This is a genomic window from Streptomyces sp. NPDC002870 (genome assembly GCF_042888505.1).
Classification (GTDB): Bacteria; Actinomycetota; Actinomycetes; order Streptomycetales; family Streptomycetaceae; genus Streptomyces.
The window spans coordinates 111,217-127,708 of the sequence record NZ_JBIAPW010000023.1 but is presented as its reverse complement, the minus strand read 5'-3'; the positions used below and the strand labels follow the sequence as shown (position 1 = coordinate 127,708).

At 67.8% G+C, this 16,492-nt stretch carries 16 protein-coding genes and 1 pseudogene; 7 read left to right on the top strand and 10 right to left on the bottom strand.

Annotated features, from left to right (window positions below; translation table 11 throughout):
* The first annotated feature begins 203 nt into the window (after positions 1-203).
* Together ACFYWY_RS25575 and ACFYWY_RS25570 are read left to right on the top strand one after the other, a co-directional pair.
* A complete protein-coding gene (locus ACFYWY_RS25575; RefSeq protein WP_389190345.1) occupies positions 204-413 on the top strand; it encodes a hypothetical protein in 210 nt (69 codons plus the stop codon).
* Between the two features lie 68 nt (positions 414-481).
* Positions 482-1,363, top strand: a complete 882-nt coding sequence (locus tag ACFYWY_RS25570) for an SDR family NAD(P)-dependent oxidoreductase (RefSeq protein ID WP_389190344.1) — start codon at positions 482-484, stop codon at positions 1,361-1,363.
* Here ACFYWY_RS25570 and ACFYWY_RS25565 read toward each other — a convergent pair.
* From ACFYWY_RS25565 to ACFYWY_RS25555, 3 genes are all read right to left on the bottom strand, one after another.
* Entirely contained in the window at positions 1,351-2,115 is a 765-nt protein-coding gene (locus ACFYWY_RS25565) for a flavoprotein (RefSeq protein ID WP_389190343.1), read from the bottom strand. The two genes, ACFYWY_RS25570 and ACFYWY_RS25565, sit on opposite strands and share 13 nt — an antisense overlap.
* A gap of 153 nt (positions 2,116-2,268) precedes the next feature.
* Positions 2,269-3,123 carry an endo alpha-1,4 polygalactosaminidase gene (locus ACFYWY_RS25560; protein ID WP_389190342.1) on the bottom strand — a complete coding sequence of 285 codons (855 nt, stop codon included), beginning with the start codon at positions 3,121-3,123 and terminating at the stop codon, positions 2,269-2,271.
* A gap of 103 nt (positions 3,124-3,226) precedes the next feature.
* Positions 3,227-3,751, bottom strand: a complete 525-nt coding sequence (locus ACFYWY_RS25555; protein WP_389190341.1) for a GNAT family N-acetyltransferase — start codon at positions 3,749-3,751, stop codon at positions 3,227-3,229.
* A 135-nt stretch (positions 3,752-3,886) separates the two neighbouring features.
* Between ACFYWY_RS25555 and ACFYWY_RS25550 the strand changes: the two genes are divergently transcribed.
* Positions 3,887-4,540: a hypothetical protein gene (locus ACFYWY_RS25550; RefSeq protein ID WP_389190340.1), complete on the top strand. Its 654-nt coding sequence runs from the start codon at positions 3,887-3,889 to the stop codon at positions 4,538-4,540.
* A gap of 178 nt (positions 4,541-4,718) precedes the next feature.
* Here ACFYWY_RS25550 and ACFYWY_RS25545 read toward each other — a convergent pair whose 3' ends face one another.
* Positions 4,719-5,852 carry a glutathione-independent formaldehyde dehydrogenase gene (locus ACFYWY_RS25545; protein WP_389190339.1) on the bottom strand — a complete coding sequence of 378 codons (1,134 nt, stop codon included), beginning with the start codon at positions 5,850-5,852 and terminating at the stop codon, positions 4,719-4,721.
* 168 nt (positions 5,853-6,020) lie between these two features.
* On the opposite strand from ACFYWY_RS25545, the gene ACFYWY_RS25540 reads away from it, so the two are divergent.
* Positions 6,021-6,212 carry a hypothetical protein gene (locus tag ACFYWY_RS25540; RefSeq protein ID WP_389190338.1) on the top strand — a complete coding sequence of 64 codons (192 nt, stop codon included), beginning with the start codon at positions 6,021-6,023 and terminating at the stop codon, positions 6,210-6,212.
* Positions 6,213-6,424: 212 nt separating this feature from the next.
* On the opposite strand, the gene ACFYWY_RS25535 is transcribed toward ACFYWY_RS25540, so the two are convergent.
* Entirely contained in the window at positions 6,425-6,880 is a 456-nt protein-coding gene (locus ACFYWY_RS25535; RefSeq protein ID WP_389190337.1) for a MarR family winged helix-turn-helix transcriptional regulator, read from the bottom strand.
* Between the two features lie 255 nt (positions 6,881-7,135).
* Here ACFYWY_RS25535 and ACFYWY_RS25530 point away from each other — a divergent pair, with 255 nt between their 5' ends.
* Entirely contained in the window at positions 7,136-8,968 is a 1,833-nt protein-coding gene (locus ACFYWY_RS25530; protein ID WP_389190336.1) for a glycoside hydrolase family 15 protein, read from the top strand.
* 3 nt (positions 8,969-8,971) lie between these two features.
* Here ACFYWY_RS25530 and ACFYWY_RS25525 read toward each other — a convergent pair whose 3' ends face one another.
* Positions 8,972-9,664, bottom strand: coding sequence for a GPP34 family phosphoprotein (locus tag ACFYWY_RS25525; RefSeq protein ID WP_389190335.1), 693 nt, complete (start codon positions 9,662-9,664; stop codon positions 8,972-8,974).
* Between the two features lie 337 nt (positions 9,665-10,001).
* Positions 10,002-10,883: a class A beta-lactamase gene (bla, locus tag ACFYWY_RS25520; protein WP_389190355.1), complete on the bottom strand. Its 882-nt coding sequence runs from the start codon at positions 10,881-10,883 to the stop codon at positions 10,002-10,004.
* Between the two features lie 302 nt (positions 10,884-11,185).
* Between bla and ACFYWY_RS25515 the strand changes: the two genes are divergently transcribed.
* Positions 11,186-12,256, top strand: coding sequence for an alkene reductase (locus tag ACFYWY_RS25515; protein ID WP_389190334.1), 1,071 nt, complete (start codon positions 11,186-11,188; stop codon positions 12,254-12,256).
* Between the two features lie 52 nt (positions 12,257-12,308).
* On the opposite strand, the gene ACFYWY_RS25510 is transcribed toward ACFYWY_RS25515, so the two are convergent.
* From ACFYWY_RS25510 to ACFYWY_RS25500, 3 genes and pseudogenes are all read right to left on the bottom strand, one after another.
* Positions 12,309-13,670 carry a hypothetical protein gene (locus ACFYWY_RS25510; protein ID WP_389190333.1) on the bottom strand — a complete coding sequence of 454 codons (1,362 nt, stop codon included), beginning with the start codon at positions 13,668-13,670 and terminating at the stop codon, positions 12,309-12,311.
* Positions 13,671-13,818: 148 nt separating this feature from the next.
* Positions 13,819-14,484, bottom strand: coding sequence for a DUF2254 family protein (locus tag ACFYWY_RS25505; protein ID WP_389190354.1), 666 nt, complete (start codon positions 14,482-14,484; stop codon positions 13,819-13,821).
* Between the two features lie 29 nt (positions 14,485-14,513).
* A pseudogene (locus ACFYWY_RS25500) lies at positions 14,514-14,813 on the bottom strand (sodium:proton exchanger); the annotation flags it as partial.
* 208 nt (positions 14,814-15,021) lie between these two features.
* Between ACFYWY_RS25500 and ACFYWY_RS25495 the strand changes: the two are divergent.
* Complete coding sequence (locus ACFYWY_RS25495) at positions 15,022-16,440, top strand: DUF2252 domain-containing protein (protein ID WP_389190332.1); 1,419 nt, start codon at positions 15,022-15,024, stop codon at positions 16,438-16,440.
* The last annotated feature ends 52 nt before the right edge of the window (positions 16,441-16,492 follow it).

The following is a 16,492-nucleotide window of genomic DNA, read 5'->3' as shown; positions in this document are numbered from 1 at the left end:
GGAGTCACGAAGTGCTCCGGCAACCGGCCCGTCGACAACCACCCTACGAACCAGCCCTCAAGAACACCACGAGCTACTTGACGTCCGTTAGGAACTCAACGGAGCTTGACGGACGATCACCCGCCTGCCCCGCGGCAGACCCCGGGGCGGGAGGCAGCGGTGAGAGCCAGACGCCCGTGTTCCGAGCACACAGCCTGCACAGGGTGACTGGGGCAGGCGACGCGGAGAGCGTCCCGGATCTGCTGGTGCTCACCGCCGAGGTGGATGCGGCCGTCGTGCAGATGGAGGACCCCACCCGCCGGCCCGGCCCGGCGCCCGAGGACCGCCCGTCCCCCGGCATCGACTTGCTACTCGTGAAGGGCGCTAAGTTCCTTTGCCAGGAAAGACTCAGGTCGCCGGTGGAGCATGGGTAAGGGGAAGCTTGTCCAGGTCGGCCAGGCGTTCGCCTCCCACTGCCCCGAAGATGAGGAGGGAAACCCCCGTGGACACTCGGCCCGTCATCGTCATGACCGGTGCCACAAATGGCCTGGGCAGACTCGCCGCTCTCGACCTGGCCCGCAGTGGCGCCCATCTCGGCCTCGTCGCCCGCAGCCGGCAGAAGGCCGACGCCCTGCGGCGGGAGATCGAGCAAGTCGCGCCGCAGACCCCGGTCGACGTCTTCCTTGCCGATCTGTCACTGGTCGGCGACGTTCACCGCGTAGGTCGGCAGATCGACGCCCACTACCCGCGCATCGACGTACTGATCAACAATGCGGGTGTGCACGCCTTCTCGCAGCGGGTCACGCCGGAGGGATTCGCCGAGATGACCGCGGTGAACTATCTCGCGCCCTGGGTGCTCACCGATGTCCTGCGCGACAAGCTCACGGCCTCGGCGCCTGCCCGGATCGTCACCGTCGCCTCCCGCGCCTCCCGCCGGGCCCGTGATGTCAACCCGCTCCGGGATCTGACCAGCACTGCGGACTACACCCGTCGCGAGTCGGCCCGGCTGTACGGCCGGACCAAGCTGATGGACATCATGTTCACACAGGAACTGGGTCGGCAGCTGGAGGGGACGGGAGTCGCGGTCACCTGCTGCAGCCCGGGGTTCAACACCACCGGCCTCGGACGTGAACTCCCGCTCTCCGGGGCCCTGGAGAAAGTCCTCACCCGCCTGAAGATCGGCGATCCCCGGCACGGTGCCGGGATCATCGTGCGGCTAGCGACCGACCCGGCGTTCGCAGGCAGCACCGGAGGCTACTTCGCCGCCAAGGACGCCAAGTCCCTGGAGTGCCCAGAGGTCGGCCGTGACGAAGCGGTCCAGCGCGCTCTGTGGGATGTCACCGGCGAACTCCTCCTCGACCTCCGGCGGCCCTACACGGCATGAAAGGCACATGAAAGGCATACGAGGGCCATCACCTGACCGCACCGAACAGCAGGACCGCCATGCAGCCCGATCCGGTGCATGCCAGGGCCGGTCGGCGGGTGCCCCGGGCCACGGACCGGCCGCTCAGGCGTCTGCGGGGCGGGCGGGGCGAGACGGGACGGCGCGGGTCTCCTGGTCGGAGACCGTACAGCGCGGGTCAGGGTCTCCAGGATGGCCGACCAGGGCAGCTCTCGGTCAGCCGGACCCTCGCGGGGTTCGTACAGTGGCCACACACTCGGCCCGTGGACGAGATCCGCGCCCGCGATGCGAAGGGCGTTGATGTGCTGCTCCCACGCGGGATGACGCGCGTGGGCAGCGTTGACCCGGGGGAAGAGCACCACCGGCACACCGATCGTGCCAAGAGCCTCGCCCACCTGCGTCAGCGCTTGATTGTCTGCGATCCCCGTGGCGAGTTTGGCGACGAAGTTCGCGCTGGCAGGGGCGACAACGAAGCAGTCGGCGACAGGATGGGGGCGGGGCTCAGTGGGCAGGCGCGGGGTGTCCCGCACCGGCAGCCCGGTCACCGCCTCAAGTCTTTCGAGCTCACCGTTCGCGCTCAGCCATCGGCCGGCATTCGGAGTCAGCGTCACGGCCACCTGCCATCCAAGGGCCAACGCCGGTTCCACCAGGCCGGTACGCAGCGTCTCGACTCCATCGGTCGCCGTACCCACCACTCCGAGCACTCCGAGCACTCCCCGACTGCCCACGCTCATCCCTCCACCACCCCGTGTCGCCCCACATCCAGGGCCAGCAGTACAGCAGAGAAGTACAGCAACCTCACCGACGATCCGTCGTCCCGCCCCGTGCGCGGTTACGCGGGGCCAGCCGCGAAGGCCGGCGCCAACGAGTGCCAGTGGCACTGGTGCTCAGCAGTGCTGGTAGATGTATCCACTCTGGCCTGCCGGGCGGACGTCGCGGTCGCGCAGCGTGATCGACAGTTGCCTGCCCCAGCTGCGGCAGGCATCGCGGAAATCCTGATCCTTGTACTCGATGTCAAAGACCTTGCCCTTGTAGGCAGTTGCGAAGTCGGAACATTCGTCGTAGTGAGCACATTCTTCGACGACAGCGAAGTCGAAGCCGATCCGCGCGTGATCGTCCAGGAGATCGGTGGTGTTCTTCTGCGCGATCGCCAAACCCTGTTTGTGGGAGCGTTGCGCAAGGAGCTGGGCGAAGGCTATGGCATCGCCTTCGGTGAGCAGTCCGTCGGATCGTTGGTAGGAGTCGAGATTGTCGGGTTCCACAGCGTCGAAGTCCGCAGTGGCGCAGTCGTCTATCCAGGGGCCGACGATGCTCAGCAGTGCGGTGCGCTTGTTCGGAGTGGAGATGTCGAGAAGGGGCTCGTCCCAGTCCTCGTCGACAACCAACTCGCCTTCTTCGGTGCGCAGTAGGAGTTCGGGGTGCTTGGTCTTCCACCAGGCGACAGCGTCACCGGGCTGCGTCTGGAAGGCGTTGACGTAGCAGATGTTGTAGAGGCCAGGCACCGGCTTGGCAGTACGGTCGCGGGACAGGGCCCTGGCCGTTTGCGGCGGTGGGTAGGAGCCACCCAACTGGTAGTCGAATGCGGCGTCCGGTGTCGGTTGCAGCACCCTCTTCTGGGCGGGCGCGGACACAGCGGGGGACGACGGATTGCCGGAGTCTGGTGCGTGACTGGAGCATCCGGCGACAAACACCGTGAGACCGGCGAGAGCGAGAAGGCAGCGACGGGTCGTCGGGGTGGGCATGAAGGCCTTGTTCTTTCCTGTGCACTGGTCGAGGCGCCAAGGGTCGACGAGGAGCGAGCCCGGAACCCGGGAGGCCGGAGATCCGAGTCAGCAGGATCTGGCTTCAGCCGAGGGTGACTTCGTGGCGCAGGATGCTGTAAAGGACCATGTCGCGGAAGCTGCCGTTGCGGAACTGGGCGCCTCTCATGATGCCCTCTCGGGTAAAGCCTGCCTTCTCCAGGGCGCGGCGCTCGGCGACGTTCGTGGCATCGGTGTGCGCGTCGATACGGTTCACCTGAGTGTGGGCGAAGAGGTAACGGACGAGCAGGATTTGGGCTTGGGTGCCGATTCCGCGGCCGCGTGCTTCAGGGAGCAGGCCAATCCCGATGTTCCAGCCATGGTTGAGCGGTCCGTAGGCGGTCCGGCGCCATGAGACGCAACCCATGGTCTCCTGAGGACTTCCCACGATGAGAGTTCCGGAGTCGGTGGTCAGCATTCCGTTCTCTGCCCAGCGGCGCCGCCTCTGCGTGGGATCGGAGAAGCCGAACCAGGCGTAGGACGAGGCAGACTCGGGGCCGACGTTGTGAAGCGTATTCAGGAGAGGCAGGTCTTCCTCTGCCACCGGCCGAAGATGTATTCCCTCGATCATGTCAACAGAGTACGTTGCGCCGCGAGAAGGCCCGGCTCGCGGCCCCCCTGAGGTGACGTATTGCCGACGGACACATACACACTGGCCATAGGTGAGTAGAGTCCCGCACCAAAGCCCCCGCAGCGAGGAGTCATTGTGTCCGAGTCGGAGAACACCAACCTCAAAACCCAGTACGCCGCCAGAGTCACCGCCGACCTGGAGCAGAACACCGCCGAACAGCAGCGCATCCGGGCGGACATCGAAGCCCTGCAGGCTCAGCTCACCAACCTGGAGCAGGACCACGCACTGCTGCAGAGCATGAGTGAAGCCCTGGGAGACACAGCACCCCCCAAGAAGTCCGCGATGCCTGCACCACGCCGGGCGAACAAAACCAGCGCCGCCGCCCCCAAGAAGGCGGACAGGAAGACCACTACGGCCCGGGCGCCCAAGGCAGGCACTCCCGCCAAGGAGACCAAGGGCGCCAAGGACACCAAGGCGGCCAAGGACACCGAGGCGGGCAAGGCGGGCAGCGGAGCGAAGTCGGACACCGGGCCGGCGATGACGACCCTCGTCTTCGAATACCTCACCCAGCAGTCAGAGCCGCGCACCAACGCCGAGATCACCAAGGCCCTCACCGACACCCAGAAGAACCGCAAGGTCAACGGCAACGCTGTGCGCACAGCCAGCGAAACGCTGGTCGCCCGCAGCAAGGCCGAGCGCACCAAGCAGGGCAGCACAGTGTTCTACTCGGCCATCACCCACGACAGGGCTGAGGAGCCGGCACGGGAGTTGGCAGAAGCCGCAGCCTGACCTGTTGGCGACCCGGGTCTGCTGACCCGCAGCAGACCAGCCCGCAGCAGACAGCCCGCCGCACGACCCGAAGGACGCGGGCGCTGGTTCATCGCCACGGTAGGACGGGGCCCCGCGCGCCCGGCACTCAGCCGGGCGCGGGAGCCCCGCTACATTCGCTCTGCCGTCGGACGTGCCGCTACGGGTGCAGCACGACCTTCGTGTAGCCCTCGATCCGCTTGTCGAACTTGTCGTACGCCGACGGCGCCTGGTCCAGGGGCAGTTCATGCGAGACGACGAAGCTCGGCTTCGCCCGGCCCTCGATGATCATGTCGCGCAGGTACCGGTTGTAGCGCTTCACGTTGCACTGCCCCGTACCCACCTTCAGGCCCTTCTCGAAGAGCTTGCCGATCGAGACGAGGAGCATGCCCTTCTTGGCCTGCTCGTCGGGGCCTCCGGGGTCGGCCGGGACGTAGAGGCCGGGAACGCCGAGCGCTCCGGTGGGACGGACCGTGCCGACGAGCGAGTTCAGGACGGTCGCCGGTTCCTCGCGGTCGGTGCCGTGCGCCATCGCCTGGTAGCCGACGGCGTCCACGCCCTTGTCCGTGCCGATGCCCTCGGTCTGCTCCTTGATCTGCGCCACCGGATCGCCCTCGGCGAAGTTGATCGGAACCGCGCCGATCTCCCGGGCCTTCTCCAGCCGCTCGGGAACCCGGTCCACGACGAATACCTTCCTCGCGCCGCGCAGCATGGCCGAGTAGGCGGCCATGAGCCCGACCGGCCCGCCGCCGTACACGGCGACGCTCTCGCCCGGGCGGACCTGGGCGAGTTCACAGCCGTGGTAGCCGGTGGGGAAGATGTCGGCGAGCAGCATGAAGTCGGTCTCTTGCTCGTTCCCCGGCGGCAGCTTCAGGCAGTTGAAGTCGGCGTAGGGAACGCGTAGGTATTCCGCCTGGCCGCCCGGCCAGGGTCCCATGGCGACATATCCGTAAGCGCCGCCCGCAAAGCCGGGATTGACGGTCTGACAGAATCCGGTGAATCCCTCCACACAATTCGTACAGAACCCGCAGGCGACATTGAAGGGCATGACCACGCGGTCGCCGTCCTTGAGCGAGGTGACGCCCTGGCCGATTTCCTCGATCACTCCCATGTTCTCGTGGCCGAAGACTATGCCGGGCTCAGCCGCGGTACGGCCCTCGTACATGTGCAGGTCAGAGCCGCAGATCGCGGTGGAGGTGACCCGTACGATCACGTCGTTGGGGTGCTGGATCTTGGGCTTTTCAACATCTTCGACCGCCACGGTGAACGGTCCCTTGTACACGACGGCTTTCATGGCTGCCTCCTTCGCTCGGCAAAGCACATGCGATTTATGCCCCCACCTGCCATAATCCGCGTGACCTATCTCTCATGATTCTCCGACCTACGCCGACAGACAACCCGGTAACCTCGGGAGGAATATCCGCTCTGGTGTGACACCGAGAAATGGAAGGCAGGGCGAGGAGTGGCAGCACAACGACTCGGGACCTTGCTCGTCCCAGTACCCGGCCTGTCCGGCACCACGTACCCGCCCGGGACGACGGTGGCTGTACGCGGTCGCGGCGCTACCGTCGATGCCTTCGTCGACGGCGACTGGCTTCCGCTGTCGTGGTGGGAGTTCTCCGACGGCCTCCGCGAGGACATCGCCGACCGCTGACCCGGGGCGCGAACGGTTACCCGCACTGACGCCCAAGGCCTCCCGCTCGTGGCCGCCACGGGCCCTGCCGTCGGCCACGACGATCCGCTCCGGTTCCCCGCCGATCACACGCCTGGCCTGCAGCGCCCGCTCGCAGGCTGCCGGATGCCTCCCCCACCGCCCTGACCGATTGCAGGGTTGGTCATGCCGTACCCCTCGGATCACCAGCTGTGTCAGGTCGCGATGCGCCGCAGTACGCGGACGAGCTGGGTCAGGTCGGCGCCTTCGACGTGGTCGAGGACGTGGCGCCGGACGCTGGCCAGGTGGGCGGGCCATGCCTGTTTCAGCCGGGCGAGGCCCGCATCGGTGAGGACTGCGTTCCAGCCGCGGGCGTCCTCGTCGCACCTGGTCCGTTCGACCAGTTCCTGCTTCTCCAGGCGGGTGACGACGCGGGTCATCCCACTCAGGGAGAGGTTGCAGACGGCGGCGAGCTCGCTCATGCGCATCAGCCGGTCCGGGGCCTCTGACAGATACATGAGCGTCGTGTACTCGGAGAGCGGCAGATGCTGCTCGCGCATCATGTCGGCGTCGACCACGCGGGGCAGCACGATCATCACCCGGCCGAGCTGGCGCACCAGCGCTTCCTCGTCCGCACTCATGGGTTCCGGCGGCTGCTCAGTGGTTGACATACGAACATCTTAATTGCTTGACGCAGCAATTGCTTTCCTGTCGTGGAGCCAGGCGTTGGCCCCGCCGCGTGCGTTCCGACATGACTCAGCGATGCGTCGTCCGCGCCTCGCGCCCCCTGTCCTGCAGTACGTCATGCCAGGTCAGACCGTGTGATCTCACTCTGGAGCGCTGCCGGACCGCGATGGCGTCCGCCGCCGTGGAGATCTATTATCGCGTGTACGCACAGTGCGCCCTGCGGCCGTAAGGAGGCCGGTATGGCGAACGCCGGATTCGGACAAGTGGGCGACTCCTCGCCCTATCTGCCGATCGCCGAGCACGGCCTTATCGGCGATCTTCATACGGCGGCGCTCGTAGGCACCAACGGCACCATCGACTGGTACTGCTGCCCGCGCTTTGACTCACCGAGTGTGTTCGCCTCCATTCTGGACGCGAACCGGGGCGGATCGTTCGAGCTGGCCGCCGACGTGCCGACGCGGACTCGGCAGTTCTACTTTCCCGACACCAACGTTCTCATCACGCGGTTCTTCGCCTCCGACGGGGTGGCCGAGATCCAGGACTTCATGCCGGTCGCCGACGACTCGGGCGCGGCGGCCCGGCACCGATTGATCCGGCGGGTGATTTGCGTCCGGGGATCGCTTCCCTTCACAGCGCGGGTGGCTCCCCGCTTCGGCTACGGGGCCGAACCGCACTCCGCCCAGCTGCAGGGCAACAACGCACTGTTTCGGTCCGAGAGCCTGACCTTGGCGCTGACCTCCACCGCGACTCTGGAGTGCGACGGCCTGGACGTGACGTCGCGCTTCAAGCTCCTCGAAGGCGAGTCCGCGGTGTTCGCCCTCGACCACATCACTGATGACGTCATTCCGCGAGCCTGTCCCCAGGCCGAGGCGGAGGACCAGTTCGAGACAACAGTCAGGTTCTGGCGCAACTGGCTGGCCGGCTCGCGCTACCACGGACGGTGGCGGGAGATGGTGCACCGCTCCGCGCTCGTCCTGAAGCTGCTCACCTACGCGCCGACCGGTGCGATCGTGGCTGCCCCGACGACCAGCCTGCCCGAGCGGATCGGCGGCGAGCGCAACTGGGACTACCGGTTCGTATGGGTCCGTGACGCCGCCTTCTGTGTCTACGCCATGCTCCGGCTGGGCTTCACCGGAGAAGCCGATGCGTTCATGCGCTTCCTGTCCGAGCGGGGCATCATGCGTGGCAGCGGCCCCGCGGGTCCGCTGCAGATCATGTACGGAATCGACGGGCGCGGCGAGCTGCCCGAGCGCGAGCTGCCACACCTCGAGGGCTACATGGGGTCCGCCCCGGTGCGGGTGGGAAATGCCGCCACGGGCCAGCTCCAGCTGGACATCTACGGAGCGCTCATCGACTCCGTATATCTGTACGACAAGTGGGGACAGCCCATCAGCAGCGATCGGTGGGAGGAGATCGGTGTACTGGTGGACTGGCTCTGCGACCACTGGGACCAACCCGACGACGGCGTGTGGGAAACGCGCGGGGGACGCAGGAACTTTCTGTATTCGCGGCTGATGTCCTGGGTGGCGATAGAACGGGCCATCCGGATGGCGAACCGCCGCGGCCTGCCCGCGGACCACCGCCGGTGGCGGCAGAACCGTGATGCGATCTACCGCCAGATCATGCAACGCGGCTGGTCTGCTGAACGAGGGGCGTTCGTTCAGCACTTCGACGACCACGTACTCGACGCCTCTGTGCTGATGATGCCGATGGCCAAATTCATCGCACCCACCGACCCTAAATGGCTCGCGACCCTGGACGCGCTCACCGCGGACCTGGTGTCCGACTCGTTGGTCTACCGCTACGACTCCGAATCCAGCCCGGACGGCCTCCGGGGGACCGAGGGCACATTCTCGATCTGCTCCTTCTGGTACGTCGAGGCGCTCGCCCGCGCCGGACAGTTGGAGGACGCCCGGCTGGCCTTCGAGAAGATGCTCACCTACGCCAACCACGTCGGCCTGTACGCCGAGGAGATCGGACTGACCGGCGAACAACTGGGCAACTTCCCGCAGGCGTTCACCCACCTCTCACTGATCAGCGCCGCGTTCAACCTCGACCGCGCTCTTGGCTAGCCCCTAGCCCCCGTCGTGTCTGGTCGGCACCGAGAAGCCGAGGGCCGTACTGGTGTCCCGCAGGTCTTCGGGGAGTGACTCCACCGCCCCGACACCGCGGGCGCGTTCCAGCCTCTGGCGCCAGCTCGATTTGAGACCCAGGTCCTTCGTCAGTTCGGCGCCCTCCACGAGGTCGCACAGGAACAGCATCTGCTCAGACAGCGGACTCTGCCCGCCGTGGGCGGCGCGGACCTCGTTGATCAGCGCGTTGCGTACAGCGAGGTCCGGGTAATGGCGTTCCCTCCCCAGAAAACCGCCGGGCTTGTAGCGCAGCACGCCGCGATCGGTCAGCGCGTCCCGGTGCAGCGAGAACGCTTCACGGCCGCGCTGTCGGAGCCACCGGCTCAGGGCGATGGGCTTGTTCTCGGAAGCGGACCGGAGCGCCGGCTCGGCCAGCAGTTCGTCGGCCCAGGCGAGGCCGGTGGGACTGGTGTCGAGCAGCTGGATATCGCCTTGCAGGCGGTAGACCTCGAAACCGAACTTCCTGGACTTGCGGGCCAGGACCAGTAGCTTGCGGCGCAGCGCGAGTTCGCCGAGTTCGGCAGCCGCACAACCGACCGCCGTCTGCGCGGAGTCGTGCACTCTGCCGGAGTCCAGATGCGAGAGCAGGACGAACTCTTCGGGCAGGGACAGGTACCGCGGCGGGAAAGCAGACATGTGCTTCATCCTGCCCGGCGCCGTCCCGAACCAGAACCGCCCTGCGTTCGCACCCGGCGAGCGCCGACGGCAAAGGCCGCGCGAACCCCCACAGACCGTCCGGAACAATCCATACCTTCCGACAACTTCCAGGACGAATCCAACGGCCAACGCGTGTTAGCCGCTCTTGAGCACGCCGCGACCCCCACCGACACCTTGTCGGCGCCGGCGCATCCGCACCGTGTCCGCAGGACGGGCTGCGTCCAACGATGACTGCGCGGACCCGTCAGGCCCGGCGGCCCGTACGCAGGCGTGACTCCGCTCGCCGAAACCGCTGGTCGCCGAGGTGGGGGCCCGGTCAGGTGAGTGCCGCGGCCAGAAGTGCGGCGGTCTTGGAGATGAGCGCGTTGTCCGCCGGCGCGTCGGGTTCGTGCTTGGTCGTGAGGACGGCCAGAACGATCGGTGGCCGGTCCGGAGGCCAGGTGATGCCCACGTCGTTGTTGGTCCCGTACTTCCCGCCGCCGGTCTTGTCCGCCAGGGTCCAGTCCGCGGGAAGGCCGGCCCGGAAGCGCTCACCGCTGGTCGTGTTGGCCAGTAGCCACCCGGTCAGCCGTTCCCGGTCCTGGTGTGTGAGCGCGTCGCCGAGAGTGAGGCGCGCGTAGGTCTGTCCGATGGCACGGGGGCTGGTGGTGTCGGTCAAGCGCCACGGTTCCGCCGAGTTCAACTCGGGCTCCCACCGGTCGAGCCGGGTTGCCCCATCCCCGATCGAGCGGCAGAAGCGGGTGATGGCGGTGGGGCCTCCCAGCTCGCGGAGCAGGAGGTTTCCCGCGGCGTTGTCGCTGTAGGAGATGGTGGCGGCGCACAGTTCCGCGACGGTCATGCCGCCCGCGAGATACTCGGGCTTACCTGTGATCGGGGCGTATCCCGAGTCCCTGACGTCCTTTTCGGTGTACCGGATGCGCTTGGCCAGGAACTCGCCGTTGCAGTCGAGGTCCCGCAGTACGGCCGCGGCGGCGAGTGTCTTGAACACCGAGCACATAGGGAAGCGTTCGTCCGCGCGGTACAACACTCTTCTGCCCGTAGCGGTGTTGCGGGCGAACACCCCCAGGCGGGCGGAGTGCTCCTGCTCAAGCTCCCTCAGCTGCCTGGAGATCTCGTCTGCGCCAGGTGCCGAAGCGTATGCGCTCCCACCGGTGGAGATGGCGGCGGCCAGCGCTGCCCCAGCTCCAATGGTCAGCATCGCGCGGCGAGTTGGGCGCGCTCCTACGATCTCCAAGATCGCATCTCCTGTCTCCTGCGGCCAGTACGTCATGCAGGACGCGTCAACAATTCGCCTGGTTTCACTCCGCCTCCATCTCACCCCATTTGCCGCTGCTCTCTCCCCCCAGCAATTCGCTAGCTCGCCGGTGCGCACAGCGCCTCCTGGTGATCCGGACCACACTGCCCACATCCGAACTTGCCTCTGACGTCAACGTCAAGTTTTAGCGTGGCTCACGAACGGCCGAACGGCTCGAGCATCCCTCAGAAGCGAAGGACAGGACTGTGACCAGCTTGTTTGAAAGCCACCAGCTTGGACGCCTCCGGCTCCCCAACCGCGTGGTGATGGCCCCGATGACCAGGGCCCGGGCGACAGCAGACGGTATGCCGACCGCATCGCAGGCGACCTATTACGCCCAGCGGGCCACCGCCGGGCTGATCGTCAGCGAAGGAGTGCAGCCGAGCCTGCAGGGTCAGTCGAACCCCTACACCCCTGGCCTGCACAGCGATGAGCAGGTCGCCGCATGGCGGCCGGTGACCTCCGCCGTGCACACCAACGGTGGAAGGATCTTCGCCCAGCTCATGCACTCCGGGCGGGTCGGGCACCCCGAGGTCGTGGGCTACCACCCCGTCGCGCCGTCCGCCATCGCGCTGAAAGCCGAACTGTTCACCGGCCCCAAAGGCCTCCTGCCCGCTCCCGTCCCCCGCGCCCTGTCGACCCAGGAAGTCAAGGGCGAGGTACAGGTGTTCGCCGACGCGGCGCGCCGCGCGATCGACGCCGGCTTCGACGGTATCGAGCTGCACGGGGCGAACGGCTACCTGATCCAGCAGTTCCTGTCCTCCAACGCCAACCAGCGCACCGACGCCTACGGCGGTTCCGTCACCGGCCGCATCCGCTTCGCCGTCGAGGTGGCCGAGGCGGTCGCGGACGCCATCGGCGCCGACCGCGTGGGCATCCGGCTGTCGCCGGCCGGCCAGATCTGGGAGATCGTCGAAGACGATGTCCCGCAGCTCTACGCAGCGCTGCTCGGCGCGCTCGCCCAGCTCAACCTCGCCTACGTCCACACCTTGAACTCCGCCGAGGAGGACGTTTTCGCCTCGCTGCGAAAAGCATGGCCGCACACGTTCATCGTGAACCCGTCCGCGGGGATCGTCGGAAAGCAAGCCGATCGGACGCAGGGCGAATACTGGCTCGCCCAGGGCGCGGACCTCATCGGCTACGGTCGCGCTTTCCTCGCCAACCCCGACCTGGTCGAGCGATTCCGTATCGGAGCGCAGCTGCGTGAAGCCGACCCCGACACGTTCTATCAGGGCGGCGACACCGGATACCTCGACTATCCCAGCTACCAGCACTGACCTGCGTCACGGCTGAGCCGGAGCGTCGGGCGGTCAACTGCCGACCGCCCGTTCACCGTGGCGGCGACTGCTGTGATGCCGCCTCCGGTGTGCTTCTCTTCGCCTCCCCCTCTGCCAGGAATTCCACCACTGCCAGCGCGAGCAGCAGCACCAGCGCAATGCCGACGACGACCCAGCCCGTGGGGTAGCTCCACAGGAGATACGTCAGGATGGCCGCGGCGACCAGCACCCAGGTGATCCAAGTCCGGTGGCGCTGGACGAACGGGCCGACCGGCCCCGTTCGCAGGCCCGCGCGGTCGGCGGTGGAGCGGACCGCGCCGATGCCGGAGTTCCACAACTGCCGCACGAGCGTCGCCACTCGGCCCTGGCTGGTCAGCCAGGCGGCCAGCGCGATCACCACGCCGAGCACCACCGTCATCCGGACCGTGGTGCGCAGGTAGCGCGTCAGTGCGTCGTAGATGGACTCGGCGGCGGGCTGCGAGACGCTGCCCGGCAGTGCGTTCAGATACACCACGCGGAACACGGTCAGGCCGACGCCGAGGATCAGCATGGCGAAGGCGAAGGCCAGTGCGGAGATCACGAGCGTACGCCGGCGGTGGACGGAGAGCAGGACGCCGGCAGCGATCAGCACGACCGCGATCACCGGCAGCCAGAACCCGGCGATCTCCAGGAGCCGGAAGCCGGTCTTGACCTTGCCGATGTTGTCGGCTCGCAGGACCGTGAAGTCGGTGTGCACTTCGGGGATCTTCCCGGCCACCGTCATTCCTTCGTCGACGAGGCGCTGTTTGACCTGGTCGACGACCGGGCCGAGGTCGACGGTGACCGAGTCGTTGTTGATCTTCACCGCGCTGTCGGCGCTGCCCGTCAGGGCTTTGTCCACGGCTGCGTGGATCTGGCGGTTGGCGTCGATCCAGATCTTCTTGAAGGTGTCGGAGGCGATGATTTCCTGCGCCTTGTCGTGGACGAAGCTGCGGACGGCGTTCTCCAGGGCGCCGCCCAGCTTGCCGAGCGCTTTCTGCAGAAGGGGCCGGTCCGCAGGTGACGCACCCTCCAGCAGGGTCGGCAGGTCGATGTGTTTCATCACCGCGTCGGTGACCCGGTTCGCCGCGGCCGCCTGGACGTCCGGGTCGGAGGCGAGAGGTGCGACCGTGTCGACGTACCGGTCCGTGTTGCCGACCTCGTCCGCCGTCCACGCGGCAACGGCTGCGAGTGGTGCGAGGACGCAGCCGATGACGATGAGCAGCGCCGCGAAGAAAGCCTTCCACCGGTGGTGGGGGACCCGGGACGCCCGATCGGCCTCCAACGCCGCGACGCGTGTGCGCAGCTGCTCCACCGCGGCGTGCCCGTCGTCCGCGCCCGGCGCTCCGGCGTGCTCCGCGCCCGCGCTTGGGCCGGTCGGTCCGTTCTCGGGCATTGCGGGTCCTCCCGTACGGATGGGTGGATACCAGCAGACCTCGCGGTCCGGGCACACGCGAGCTGTCCAGGGCCAGTCGGGTACACACGGGCACACACCGCGCGCGCAAGCGCTGCCAGCCGGCCGCAGCACAGCCGCGGCGGCCCGCTCATCCGGACGGTGCGGCCTCCGGCCGGGGCCCGCCGCCGATGCCCTGACGGTCGCCCGTCCGCGCCGTGGCGCGGCGTACGGGGTCGGTGAACTCCCGCTCGACCGCCACCTCCAGGAGCCCCAGCTCCGTACGGACCGCCGGAAGGTGTTCGGCCGGAAGGGTGTCCAACAGGCCCTCCAGCAGCGCACGGAGCCGTCGGCAGATCTGGGTGGACCTCGACCCGTACTCACGGATCTCGGTGACGGCGAGCTGAAGGTAGTCCTCCCAGTCCCGGCCCGGCACCACCAGTCGCGGTCGGCCACCGTCGTCGCCGAGCACATAGCGGCGGCGGATTTCGGTCCTGCCGACGGTGTACAGAAACGCCTCGATGTGATTCAGCACCTGGACGGCGGTCGTGGGGTCGTTCACGGCCGGGGAGAGGGCGCGGATGGCGATGTCGACCAGAACGCGCAGGGCGAAGGCGGGGTCCTGCTCGATGGTCCGCTCGGCGCCGAGGGCGACGAGTCCGGTCACCCGCCGCGGGTCGGGTGCCGAGGTCCCGCCGTGGACCTCTACGAGGGTCGTGCCAGGCGGTACGAAGTCCCCGACCGGGTGGGTGAGAACGAAGGTGCAGTCGTGGCGGACCGCGGCGACCCGCAGCCCGGCCAGGTCGAACGCCTGGATGGCTCCGCCGCGTTCGGACCGGATGCGCGCACCACACCGAGCAGCAGCAGCCTTGCCACGACGCTGCGGACAGGGCCGGTGAGATGGCGGAATTCCAGTCCGAGACCGGCGTCGTAGAGAATCACCGCCACGGAGAGCGACACCAGGGCGGAGAAGTCCGGCCCCAGCAGCCGGTCCGGATGGATGACGTCGGTCAGGGCTCCCGCGGCGAAGCCGACCGGCAGCAGCACGATCAGCGCGGGGACCCGCAGACGGCTTGCCAGGACCTGGGAGCCGACCGCGAGAACCACGGTCAGGCCGATGCCAAGAAGGATCTCGTCGTCAGTCAGAGCGGGTTCTCTCCTTGGTTTCCGGGTTCCGGGCGCCTTCGGGATTGAACCGGCTCCGGGCGGACGGCACGCGCCTCCGTCCGGCTGACACCGGTCCGGCCACCCGGTCGGCTCACGCGCCTTCACCCGCTCCGGCACTCCCCCGAGATGCGGGTTGTACGTGGACCCGGACAATTGGACTGACGCTGCCGGACGGGAAGGGCATGCGATGAACAAAGGCAGCCGGACCTCCGACGACGTGGCGCACCTGTCGCCCCAGGAGCGGGCGGACAGGGGCAGGGCGGCCCGCAAGCAGGTGCCGAGGTCGAGCCATGCCGGCTTCTCCCCCGCCGCGGGGCGGCCGGATCCGGTGGACGTGATCGAGGAGCAGTCGGCCGCGCGGGTGCCCGAACTCGTTCCCATCCGCTACGGACGCATGACGGAGTCGCCGTTCCGCTTCTACCGGGGTGCTGCCGCGATCATGGCCGGCGACCTGGCCTCCACCCCCCGCTCGGGAATCACGGCCCAACTGTGCGGAGACGCCCACCTGTTGAACTTCCGGCTGCTCGCCTCCCCCGAACGACGGCTGATGTTCGACATCAACGACTTCGACGAGACGCTGCCCGGGCCCTGGGAATGGGACGTCAAGCGGCTGGCGGCGAGCCTGGTCATCGCGGGCCGGGAGAACGGCTACACCGATCAGGAGCGCGCGACGATCGTCCGGGCGGCCGTCGGGTCGTACCGCGAGCGGATGCGCCTCTTCGCGGGGATGAGCAACCTCGAAGTCTGGTACGCCCGCGCCGACATGGAGCAGCTCGAAACCCTGGCGGGCCCGCAGCTCACCAAGAGGGGCCGGGAACGTCTGTCGGCGGCCATGACGAAGGCGCGGACCCGGGACAACCTCAAGGCGTACGAGAAGCTCACCGAGATCGTCGGCGGTGAACGCCGGTTCGCCGCCGATCCGCCGTTGGTCGTACCGATCGAGGACACCATGCCCGGCGTCGAACGCGACTGGATCCAGAACGAGCTCCGCGAGCTCCTCGACCGGTATGCCCGGACCCTGACGACAGACCGCAGGCACCTGCTGCGGCAGTACCGGTTGGTCGACATCGCGCGCAAGGTGGTCGGCGTGGGCAGCGTCGGGACCCGCTGCTGGATCCTCCTGATGCTGGGCAAGGACGACGAGGATCCGCTGATCCTGCAGGCCAAGGAGGCCGACCGGTCGGTGCTCGCCGCACACGTCGGCCAGAGCAGGTACGACAACCAGGGACAGCGCGTGGTCGCGGGGCAGCGTCTCATGCAGGCCGCCAGCGACATCTTCCTGGGCTGGGACCGGGTTCTGGGAGACGACGGCCGCCGACGGGACTTCTACGTCCGCCAGTTGCACGACTGGAAGGGCATCGCAGATCCCCAGAACATGGCGCCGAACGGTATGCGCGTCTTCGGCGAGTTCTGCGGCGCGACCCTGGCCCGGGCCCACGCCCGCTCCGGGGACCGGATCGCCATCGCCGCGTACCTGGGCGGCGGCGACGGTTTCGACCGTGCGCTGACGGAGTTCGCGGAGAGTTACGCGGACCAGAACGAGCGCGACCACCAGGCCCTGGTCGACGCGGTACAGGCAGGACGGGTGGCAGCCGCATTCGCGTGACACCCGCGTGACACCCCGCTGCACACGGGTCGCCGCGAACCTCCGTACCCTG